The following is a 10,454-nucleotide window of genomic DNA, read 5'->3' on the forward strand; positions in this document are numbered from 1 at the left end:
CTCGGCCATGGCTGTCATCGTGCATCAGGTGGCCCGGCCCCACGAGTGGCCGGACACCGGAGACTTCGCATATGTCAAGATCCCCGACCCGGTGCCGGGCCCGGGACAGGCGCTGGTGGAGAACCTCTACCTCTCGGTCGACCCGTACATGCGGGAGCGGATGGACACCGACGACCTCGGCATCCCCCTGGAGGGCCGCTCCATCGGCCGGGTCGCCGACTCGCGCGACCCCCGGCTCGCACCCGGTGACCTGGTCTTCCACCGCCAGGGATGGCGCAGCCACGCCGTGGTCGCGCCGGAGGACGTCCGGATCCTGCCCCGGGCGCCCGGCGTGCCGGTCACCGCGTACCTGAGCGTGCTGGGCGGGACGGGTCTGTCGGCGTACGTGGCGCTCACCCGGGTGGCCCGGCTGCGCGAGGGGGAGACCGTGTTCGTGTCGGCGGCGGCCGGGGGAGTGGGCAGCGCGGCCGGCCAGTTCGCCAGGCTGCTCGGCGCCGGGCGGGTCGTCGGCAGCGCCGGCTCGGCGGCCAAGGCCGCCTACCTGACCTCCGAGCTGGGCTTCGACGCCGCGATCGACTATCGGGCGGGCGACCTCGGCGGCCGGCTCGCCGCCGCCGCGCCGGACGGGATCGACGTGTACGTCGACAACGTGGGCGGCGACCACCTGGAGGCGGCCATCGACGCGCTGCTCCCGCACGGGCGCATCGCCTGGTGCGGCGCGGTCGGCCAGTACAACACGCCGGTCCCGCCCGCCGCGCCGCGCAACCTGTTCGACGTCGTGGGCAAGCAGCTTCGCCTGGAGGGCTTCCTCGTCCGCGACTACGGGCACCTGCAGCCCGAGCTGGAGCAGTTCGCGATCCCGCACCTGCGGGCCGGGCGGCTCGTCGCGGCGGAGACGGTCACCGAGGGCCTCGACGGCATGGCCGACGCCTTCATCGCCATGCTCCGCGGCGGCAACGTGGGCAAGATGATCGTCAAGCTGTAGCGGGAACTCGCCGCTACCGTGCGCCCGCCCGGCTCTCCAGCCAGTGCGCCAGCCCGCCGCTGAGCGGGATCTGGACGCCGGTGACGTCGAGCAGCACCACCTCCACCCCCCACCGCCCGCTCGTCTCACTCACCCGGTCGGCCAGCGCGGCGTGGTCGTAAGCCGCCAGCGCCGGCAGCTCGGCCAGGTCCCGCTGGGCGATGTGACGCCGCAGCTCGCCCTCGACCGCCATCGCCGTGGCTGCCGCCGGACTCTCGACCGCCGTCGCGAACCGTACCGGATCGGTCACCGCCGTCAGCGCGGCCGCCGTGACCTGAACCGTCACCCCGTCCCTGGTCACCGCGCCGGGGCAGGACAGCTCGAGCGGCTCCAGCCGCAACGGCACCCGCACCTCCCGGTCCAGCACCGGCCACATGACCACCGGCCCCGGCCCGCGCACCCCCCTCGTCCGCCCGAACCTGCGCACCACCAGCCGCTCGTCCTCGCCCACCACCCGGAAGCACCGCCCGGCGATCACGAGAAGGGACAGGCCCAGCAGGATCCACAGCCCGGGCTCAGCGATGTCGAGTGCGTCCATATGGGCCCTCTCCCTCCATGGTCGTGCCGCGGCCATGCGGGTGAGCAGGCGCTCCGGGGGACCTTCCGCCCCTCACGCATGGCCCTACAGTCTGCCCGTCCCCGGCCGGGAACTCCATCGGGCCTGACACCCATCTCCGGCCGGGCCACCATGTAGACGGGAACCGCAGGTCGCGCGGTCAGCGGCGGCAGGCGGCCAGGGTGGTGAGGATGACCTCGGCGAGCCGCTCGTGCGGGTACGGGCCGGCTTGACGCCGTCCTCCGGACCGGCGAAGCCTGACCCGCCGCACCGCATCCGGGCTGGTTGTCAATACCTCTGGGGTCTTGGGCTCGGGGGACCTGGTGGAGACGCGGGGGCCGGGGCGGGGCGGGATCGTCGACGGCATGCGAATCTCCAGGCTTCAACTCGCGGCGGCGGTCGTGTCGCTGCTCACTCTCATCACGGCCCTGGTGACGGCGGGGCTGCCCGCGCCGTCGTACACGGCCGGTTTCGCGCCCCATCTCGTGACGGCGGGGGCCGCGCTGGCGGGGGCGGTGTTCGCGCTGGTCCCCCGGCTGGCGCCGCTCGGGTGGGCGGCGGCGGTGCTGCTGCTCTGGTCGGCGGGCGGGGTGGTGCTGGACGGGTTCCGGGCGTTCTTCGCGGTCACCGGCATCCCGGCGGGCGACTTCGCGACGGTCGACTGGCCGGGGATGGCGGGCCGGGCGCTCGCGCTGGCCGCGACCGGGCTGGTGGGCGCGCTGATCCTGCGGCGGACCCGGGTGCCGGGCGGGCCCTGGCTCGGCTACACGGCGTTCGCGCTGGGCTTCGTCTACCCGACCGCCAAGCTCTACTGGTCGTTCGGCGGCGAGTTCCTGCGCCCGGCGGTGTACGCGGAGGGGTTCCCGTACGGTGAGCTGGTCATGCTGGTGATGGGCGCGGCCGGGTCGCTGGCGCTGGTGCAGGGGTGGGGGCGGCGGCTGCCGCGCCGGCTGGTGCTGGCCGGCGGCTGGACGGGAGCCGCCATGCTGGCCACGATGGGAAGTATGTCGGTTTTCGGCACGCTTGCGCAGCTCCTCGGGGTGACCGACGGCCCGGTGCCGCTCGGCGACGCCTCGGCCGTCATCATGGTGTCCGTGGTCTATGGAAGCTGGCTGCTGTTCGGGCTCGCCGTGGGTGGGGCCACGCTGGCCTTCCAGCGCGGATGAGCCCCGCCCGCAGGTTCGACGTCACCGTCGCGTTCGTGCTCGGACTGCCGGTCTTCCTGCTGTCCGCCGTCGTGGCCGTGCTGTCCGTGCCCGGCCCGAGGGCGATCGTCCTGGTGGCGGCCTGCCTGGTGGCGCACGTGGCGTTCGCGTTCCGTCGGGACCTGTGGGCGTTCGCGGTGATCGCCGGGGTGATGGCCGTCCAGGCGGCGGTGACCGGCCTGTTCATGGTGCTGCCGACGGTCGTGCTCTTCCCGCTCGCGCTGTATTCGCGCACCGCGTACGGCAGCCCGTACCCTCCGCTGGTCGTGGGCGTGGCGGGGGCGGGGCTGGCGGCGGCCAGGTTCGCCACCGACGCCAGCGTGGCCGCCGCCCGGCTCGGCCCGGACCCGTGGATGCTGCTCGGCCTGCTGCTGGCCGTCGTCGTCGCGGCCTGGGGCCTGGGCCTGCACCGCAGGAGCCAGCTCCGCTACGTGGAGCTGCTGGAGGAGCAGGCCACGATGTCGGCCGAGCGGGCCACGCTGGCGGAGCGGGCCAGGATCGCCCGCGAGATGCACGACGTCGTCGCGCACGCCCTCGCCGTGATCGTCGCCCAGGCCAGGGGCGGCCGGCTGGTGCCCGCCCGCGCCCCGGAGGTGCTGGCCACCGTCGAGGAGACCGGGCGGCAGGCGCTCACCGAGATGCGCGGCCTCGTCGGCGTCCTGCGCGCCGAACCGGCCGGGCTCACGCCGCAGCCCGGCCTCGCCGACCTTCCCGGCCTGCTCGACCGTACGCGCGCGGCCGGGCTCGACGTCACCATGACCGCCTCCGGCGAGCCCAGGCCGATCGGCCCGGGGGCGGAGCTCGCGCTCTACCGCGTGGTCCAGGAGGCGCTGACCAACACGCTCAAGCACGGTGGCGGCGCGGCCCGCTCGTCGGTGGACGTGTCGTGGACCCGCCGCGCGCTGGAGGTGACGGTGACCGACGACGGCCCACCCCCCGCCCCGGGCAAGCCCCCGGGACACGGGCTGGCCGGGATGCGCGAGAGGATGGCGGCCGTCGGCGGCACCGTGTCCGCCCGGGCCGAGGGGGAGCGGGGATTCGTGGTGAGGGTCCGTCTGCCGTACCGGGAGGGCGCGCGATGACGATCAGGGTGTTCGTGGTCGACGACCAGGACCTGGTGCGCACCGGCACGGCCATGGTGATCGACGCGCAGGACGACATGGCGGTCGTCGGCGAGGCGCGCGACGGCCTCGACGCCCTCGCGGGCCTGGCGCGCGTCAGCGCCGACGTGGTGCTGATGGACGTGCGGATGCCGCGCCTCGACGGCGTCGAGACCACCCGCCGCCTGCTGGCCGGGGGCGGCCCGAGGGTCATCGTGCTGACCACGTTCGACCTGGACGAGTACGCGTTCGCCGCGCTGCGGGCGGGCGCGTCGGGGTTCCTGCTGAAGGACGCGCCGGCGGACGAGCTGGTGGCCGCGGTGCGGACCGTCCACGCGGGCGACGCGGTCATCGCCCCGTCGACCACCCGGCGGCTGCTCGACCACGTCGCCCCCGCGCTGCCTCGGCCCGCGGACCCGGGCGTCCAGCTCACCGAGCGGGAGCGGGAGGTCCTGCGGCGCATCGCGGCGGGCGAGACGAACGCCGAGATCGCCGGCCGCCTCTACATGGCGGAGGGCACGGTCAAGACCCACGTCGGCCGCATCCTGGCCAAACTGGGGCTCCGCGACCGCGTCCAGGCGGTCATCTGGGCCTACGAGCACGGCTACGCCAGGACCGGCGGGCCCGGCCCTCACGCGTGACCCCGCCGCCCCCTGACGAACAGCACCGCGCCCACGGGGGTGAACAGCAGCCCCAGCCCGCCGACGATCAGCGGGCCGAGGAACCCCGACGAGAACGAGGCGATCCGCGCGTCCGCCGGGTCCCCCGGGTCGTAGGCGACGGGCACGCTCTCGCCCGTCGCGTAGGACGGCGGGTTGCTGCCGGTGGAGTCCCGGAACGTGTACGTCCGGCCGCCGACGCTGAACTCCACGGTCGGGTACCACACCGACTCCCGGCGCCGGTGCCCGTCGGAGTTGCGAGGCTTGGTGGTGATCCGCTCCGTCATGTCGACCACGGTCCCGTCGGCCCGCCCGGCCGAGGACAGGAAGCTCGCCGAGGAGACGGCCAGCGCGACGCCGACGCCGAGCAGCACCAGCCCGACCACGCCGAAGATCGCGCCGAGCAGGGTGAGAGGCCGTCCGATGCGCATGGGACGAGTGTGGCGCAAAGGGACAACTGATTTCGACTGCGCGAACCGTTGATCAACAATACGGTGGGGTCATCGCGAGTGCGGGAGCGTGGTGCGTGACGGAACTGGCCTGTGGCGTCCTGGGTCCGGTCTTCCTCCGGGTGGCCCAGCGGACCGTCGAGCTGAGCGGCAAGCAGAGCGCCCTGCTCGCCGTCCTCGTGCTCGACGCGAACGCCACCGTGTCCCGGGACCGCCTCGTCGCCGCCCTGTGGGACAGCCCGCCCACCTCGGCCGTCTCCAACCTGCAGACCTACGTCGCCCGGCTGCGCAAGGCGCTCCCGGCCGGGATCCGCATCCTCACGAAGGGCACCGGCTACCTGCTGGAGGCCGACGCCGGCCTGGTCGACCTGCTCGTCTTCGAACGCGAGACCCGGCTCGCCCGCTCGGCCGCGGCCGAGGGCGCGCCGGAGGCCGCCGCCGGACACTACGAGCGCGCGCTGGCGCTGTGGCGCGGCCAGCCCGCCGAGGGCGTCCGCCTGCCGGCCGGCGTGCTCGCCCGCCTCGACGAGCTGGAGGAGCGGCGCACGCGGACCCGCCTCGACCACGCCGAGACCAAGCTCGGCCTCGGGCACGCCCAGGACGTCATGAACGACCTGCGCCGCCTGCTGGCCGAGCATCCCCTCCAGGAACGGGCCTGGTACCTGCTCATGCTGGCGCTGGCCCGCACGGGACAGCGCGACATGGCGCTCGACGTCTTCCGGCAGGCCCGCGACGTGCTCGTGGGCGAGCTCGGCGTGGAGCCGGGCAAGGACCTGCAGCAGCTCCAGGCCAGGGTGCTGGGCGGCGACCTGCCGTCCGGCGCGCCCCCCGGGCCGCGTGACGGGGGCGTGTGCCAGCTCCCGCCGGACGCCGCCGACTTCGTCGGCCGGGCCGACGAGCTGGCGGCCGCCCTGGAGACGCTGCGCCCGGCCCGCCCGCAGGCGGGCCCCGAGTCGCCCGTCCCTGTGTGCGTGATCTCCGGTCAGGGCGGCGCCGGCAAGACGACGCTCGCCGTCCACGCCGCCCACCACCTGCGGCGCGACTTCCGGGACGGCCAGCTGTACGTGAACCTGCACGGCGCGGGCCAGTCGCCGGTCACGCCGGAGACGGCACTGGGACGGTTCCTGCGCGCGCTCGGCGTCGACAGCGCCGCGATCCCGGCGAGCCTGGAGGAACGGGCGGAGATGTACCGGGGGAAGCTGGCCGACCGGCGCTTCCTCGTGGTGCTGGACGACGCCGCGGACGAGGGTCAGCTCCGCCCGCTGCTGCCCGGCACCCCGGGCTGCGCGGTGCTGGTCACCAGCAGGCGGCGCCTGACCGGCCTGCCCGCCGCGCGCCGGATCGAGCTGCCGCTGATGCCGCCGGGCGAGGCGCGCGAGCTGCTGCGGTCCGTCATCGGCGCCGAACGGGCGGCCGAGGCGGCGGGCGACACCGACCGGCTCGTCCAGCTCTGCGGCGGCCTGCCCCTCGCCGTGCGGATCGCCGGGGCCAAGCTCGCCGCCCGCCCGCACTGGAACGTGGACCAGCTCGTCGCCCGGCTGCGCGACACCCGCGATCGCCTGCGGCACCTGTCCCACGGCTCCCAGGCGGTGCGGGCCACGCTCGCCGTGGGCTACCAGGGCCTGACGCTGCCGGCGCAGCGGCTGTTCCGCCTGCTCGGCCTGCTGGAGGCGCCGGACTTCGCCGCGTGGACGGCCGCCGCCCTGCTCGACGCGCCCCCGGCCGAGGCCGAGGACCTGGTCGAGGAGCTGGTCGACGTCCGCCTGCTGGACGTCGCGGGCCGCGACCGGAGCGGGCAGACCCGGTTCCGCTTCCACGACCTGACGCGCGCGTACGCCCGCGAATGCGCCGAGGCCGCCGAGACGGAGGCCGAGCGGACCGCGGCGGTGCGGCGGGCGGTGAGCGGCTGGCTCGCGCTGACCCGCCAGGCCCACATCAAGCTGTGCGGCGGCGACTACCAGCTCCCGCGCGGCGGCGACCTGCTCTGGTCGCCCGGCCCGCAGGTCACCGACGGGCACGTCCTGCCCGACCCGCTCGCCTGGATCGAGGCCGAACGCGCGGCCCTCGTCGCCGCCGTCCGCCAGAGCGCCACGCTCGCGGCGTGCTGGGAACTCGCCGCCGCGGCCATGCACCCGCTGGAGACCCGCGGCCTCTACGACGAATGGCACGCGATGCACGAGACCGCCCTGGCCAGCACCCGCGCGACCGGCGACGTCCGGGGCCAGGCGGTCGCCCTCTACGGCCTGGCCCGCCTGCACTTCGCCCGCAACGAGCTGGCCCGCTGCGAGCAGGTCATCGAGGAGTCGCTGGCGCTGTTCGACAGGGCCGCCGACCCGTACGGCCACGCCCTGGCCCAGGTCACCCTGGCCGAGCTGCACCGCCTGCGGGGCCGCGCCGCCGACGCGCTCGCCTGCTACGAGCAGGCGGGCGACGGCCTGGCCCGCGCCGGCGACCGGTTCACCGAGATCACCCGCGTCCGCGGCATCGGCCGCCTGCACTTCAGCCAGGGCCGGTACGACCTCGCCACCCGCCACATCCGGCGCGCGATCAGGCTCGCGGACCGCACCGGCGACGTCCGCTCCCGCGAGTTCACCCGGATCGTCCTCGGCGAGATCGAGCTCGAACGCGGCGACCTCGCCGCCGCCGAGGACTGCTTCAGCCGGGCGCGGGCCTGCCTCGACGAGCTCGGCTTCCCCATCGGGATCGCCTACGCCGTGCTCGGGCTCGGCATGGTCAGGCTCGCCCAGCACGACCTGGCCGACGCCGAACGCCGGCTGCGGCACGCCCTGGAGATCTACCACGGCGTCCAGGACCGGGTCAGCCAGGCCCGCGTCCTGTTCACCTGGGCCGACCTGCGGCGCAGGCAGGGCCGCTCCGGCGAGGCGATCGCCACGCTGACCGAGGTCATCGCCATCGCGGGGGACATTCCCGCGCCCCGCCGCCAGGGCCTCGCCCTGCGCGCCCTCGGCGACCTGCACCACGAGCTCGGCGACCTGCCCCAGGCCGCCGACGCCTGGCGGCGCGCCCTCACCGTCCTCGGCGCCGCCTCGCCCGAGGCGGCCGAGCTCACGACGAAGCTGGAGCTGCACGGCCGGCCGTGAGGCGCCGATGTCACGTTCGCTGCCGCTGGATCCGTCTGGATGCCGGTACGCGGACGATGACGAGGAGGCTGTCATGAAGGTTCTGGTCGCGGGGGCCACGGGGGCGATCGGCCGCCCCCTGGTGGCGGCGCTGGTGGAGGCGGGCCACGAGGTGCTGGCCCTCACCCGGAACGCCGGGGTGCGGGTTCCCGGCGCCACCACGGTGGTGGCCGACGTGCTGGACCGCGACGGCCTGCTGCGCGCGGTCGGCGGGCTGCGCGCCGACGCGCTGATCCACGAGCTGACCGCGCTGGCCAAGACCCCGGCCCGCTACGCCGACATGGCGATGACCAACACGCTGCGCACCACCGGCACCGCGCACCTGCTGAAGGCCGCCCGCGCGGTCGGCGCGCGCCGGTTCGTCACCCAGTCGATGGTGCCCGGCTACGGCTTCCTCGACCACGGCGTCAGGCCGCTGACGGAGGAGGACCCGTTCGGCCAGGCGCGCGGCGCGAGGACCGACCCGGTCGTGGCGGCCATGCGCGCCACCGAGCGGCAGGCGTTCGAGGCCGACGGGATCGACGGCGTCGCCCTGCGCTACGGCGCGTTCTACGGGCTGACCGCGTCGCGGAGCTTCGTGGAGGCGCTGCGGTCCGGCAGGCTGCCGGTGCCGCGCGACGGCGGGCGGATCATGGCGTGGATCCACCTCGCCGACGCCGCCTCGGCCACCGTGGCTGCGCTGGAGAAGGGCGCGGCCGGTCAGGCGTACAACATCGTCGACGACACGCCCGTCACCTGGGGCGAGATGTTCCGCGAGCACGCGCGCGCGGCGGGCGTCAGGCCGCCGCGCGCGCTGCCGGACCGGGTCATCCGCCTGGCCGCGCCGTACTTCGCCGCCCTGATGGTCGACACGTCGATGCGCGTGTCGAACGCCAAGGCCAAGGCCGAGCTCGGCTGGACGCCCGCCCTGCCGGGCTACCGCGACGGCGTGCGGCGCGACCTCACCTCCCGTACGGCCCCGGCCGGCTGACCGGGGCAAGGCGGTCAGCGGCCGAGGGCGTCGGCGAGCTGCCTGCGTGAGGTGACGCCCAGCTTGGGGAAGGCTCGGTAGAGGTGGTGGCCGACCGTGCGGGGGCTGAGGAAGAGCTGCGCCGCGATCTCCCGGTTGCTCACCCCGGCGGCGGCGAGCCGGACGACCTCCCGCTCCTGCGGGGTGAGGCGGCCGAGCGGGCTGCCGGTGGCGGCGGTCTCGTCGATCACCTCGCCGGTGCCCCGGAGCTCCGCGCGGGCGCGGGCGGCCCACGGCGCGGCGCCGGCCCGGTCGAAGCCCTCCAGCGCGGCGCGCAGGTGGCGGCGGGCGTCGGTGCGTCGGCGGCGCCGGCGCAGCCACTCGCCGTACAGCAGGTGCGTGCGCGAGCGTTCCAGGCCCGGCTCGTGGTGGCCGAGCGCCGCGCCGAAGTGGTCCTCGGCCTGCTCGCCGGTGCTGGTGAGGGCCCGGCAGCGGGCGGCGAGGGCGAGCGCGGCCGGGCTGCCGGTCCGCCGCGCCCACCGCTCGTAGCCGGCCGCGGCGTCGGGGCGGGGCGTGCCGGTGCGGGCGGCGGCCTCGACCAGGCCGGGCAGCAGGAAGGCGGTCAGCATCGGCGGCCCCGGCGGGACGCGGTCCAGGTGGGCGAGCGCCGGGGCGGGGTCGCCGGCGCCGAGGTGCAGGAGGGCCAGCGCGTGACGGGCGTGGGCGGCGGCGGAGCCGATGTCGTGGGCGGTGGCGTGCGCGAGGGCGTCCCCGGCCAGCTCGCGGCAGCGGGTCTCGTCGCCTTCCAGGGCGGCGACGGTGGCGAGGGTGGCGCGCAGGTGGCAGGCCCGGTGGTCCAGCCCCGCGTACTCGGCGTGGCGCAGTCCCTCCGCCGCCGACTGCCCGGCCAGGTCCAGGGCGCCGAGCGCGAGCCGGCTCTCCGCGAGCAGGTGCAGGCACGTCGCCTGCCAGCCGAGCAGCCCGTGGGAGCGGCAGCGGTCCAGCAGGAGCGCGGCGAGCTCGCCCGCCAGGCGATGGTCGTCGACGGCGTACGCGGCGCGGGCGGCCAGGAAGCGCTCGCTGAACAGCGCCCCCGCGTCCCGGGCCGCGTCCTCCCAGCGGGGCGTCGTGGCCTGGCCGGTGAGGAGCAGGGCGACGCCGGTCAGCGTGCCGTGGGGGCCGGGAGGGGCGGCGAGCGCCCGTTCGCACACGCGCGCGGCCAGGCCGGGGTCACCCGCGGACAGGGCCGCGTGCACGGCCTCGACGGCGATGGCGGGCTCGCCGAAGTCCGCGCCGAGCAGCACCCGGACGGCTTCGGCGGCCGAGCCCGCGTTCAGCTCGAGCGCGGCCCGCACCCGGGCCGCCTCGGGCG

The 10,454-nt window shown here is 76.0% G+C and carries 10 protein-coding genes; 6 read left to right on the forward strand and 4 right to left on the reverse strand.

Annotated features, from left to right (window positions below; all coding sequences use genetic code 11):
• Positions 1–7 precede the first annotated feature (7 nt).
• Entirely contained in the window at positions 8–985 is a 978-nt protein-coding gene (locus AB0G11_RS45910; protein WP_357593363.1) for an NADP-dependent oxidoreductase, read from the forward strand.
• Between the two features lie 13 nt (positions 986–998).
• On the opposite strand, the gene AB0G11_RS45915 is transcribed toward AB0G11_RS45910, so the two are convergent.
• Positions 999–1,562 carry an SPFH domain-containing protein gene (locus AB0G11_RS45915; RefSeq protein WP_357593365.1) on the reverse strand — a complete coding sequence of 188 codons (564 nt, stop codon included), beginning with the start codon at positions 1,560–1,562 and terminating at the stop codon, positions 999–1,001.
• 178 nt (positions 1,563–1,740) lie between these two features.
• Entirely contained in the window at positions 1,741–1,947 is a 207-nt protein-coding gene (locus tag AB0G11_RS45920) for a hypothetical protein (RefSeq protein ID WP_357593367.1), read from the reverse strand.
• Here AB0G11_RS45920 and AB0G11_RS45925 point away from each other — a divergent pair.
• The 3 genes from AB0G11_RS45925 to AB0G11_RS45935 are packed head-to-tail and all read left to right on the forward strand — an operon-like array spanning position 1,946 to position 4,526.
• On the forward strand, positions 1,946–2,746 hold the full coding sequence (locus tag AB0G11_RS45925; protein ID WP_357593369.1) for a hypothetical protein: 801 nt from the start codon (positions 1,946–1,948) through the stop codon (positions 2,744–2,746). The two genes, AB0G11_RS45920 and AB0G11_RS45925, sit on opposite strands and share 2 nt — an antisense overlap.
• Positions 2,743–3,867, forward strand: coding sequence for a histidine kinase (locus tag AB0G11_RS45930; protein WP_357593371.1), 1,125 nt, complete (start codon positions 2,743–2,745; stop codon positions 3,865–3,867). The genes AB0G11_RS45925 and AB0G11_RS45930 overlap by 4 nt, the downstream gene beginning before the upstream one ends.
• Positions 3,864–4,526, forward strand: a complete 663-nt coding sequence (locus AB0G11_RS45935) for a response regulator transcription factor (protein ID WP_357593372.1) — start codon at positions 3,864–3,866, stop codon at positions 4,524–4,526. Before AB0G11_RS45930 ends, AB0G11_RS45935 begins: the two co-directional genes overlap by 4 nt.
• Here AB0G11_RS45935 and AB0G11_RS45940 read toward each other — a convergent pair.
• Positions 4,517–4,975: a DUF3592 domain-containing protein gene (locus tag AB0G11_RS45940; RefSeq protein WP_357593374.1), complete on the reverse strand. Its 459-nt coding sequence runs from the start codon at positions 4,973–4,975 to the stop codon at positions 4,517–4,519. The two genes, AB0G11_RS45935 and AB0G11_RS45940, sit on opposite strands and share 10 nt — an antisense overlap.
• 95 nt (positions 4,976–5,070) lie before the next feature.
• On the opposite strand from AB0G11_RS45940, the gene AB0G11_RS45945 reads away from it, so the two are divergent.
• Positions 5,071–8,094 (forward strand): BTAD domain-containing putative transcriptional regulator, encoded by a 3,024-nt coding sequence (locus tag AB0G11_RS45945; protein WP_357593376.1) that lies wholly within the window; start codon positions 5,071–5,073, stop codon positions 8,092–8,094.
• Between the two features lie 73 nt (positions 8,095–8,167).
• A complete protein-coding gene (locus AB0G11_RS45950) occupies positions 8,168–9,103 on the forward strand; it encodes an NAD(P)-dependent oxidoreductase (RefSeq protein ID WP_357593378.1) in 936 nt (311 codons plus the stop codon).
• Between the two features lie 14 nt (positions 9,104–9,117).
• On the opposite strand, the gene AB0G11_RS45955 is transcribed toward AB0G11_RS45950, so the two are convergent.
• The coding region (locus tag AB0G11_RS45955) for a helix-turn-helix transcriptional regulator (protein ID WP_357593380.1) at positions 9,118–10,454 on the reverse strand (1,337 nt) is incomplete at its 5' end.

The organism is Nonomuraea sp. NPDC023979 (genome assembly GCF_040639085.1).
In the GTDB taxonomy this organism is placed as follows: Bacteria; Actinomycetota; Actinomycetes; order Streptosporangiales; family Streptosporangiaceae; genus Nonomuraea; species Nonomuraea ceibae.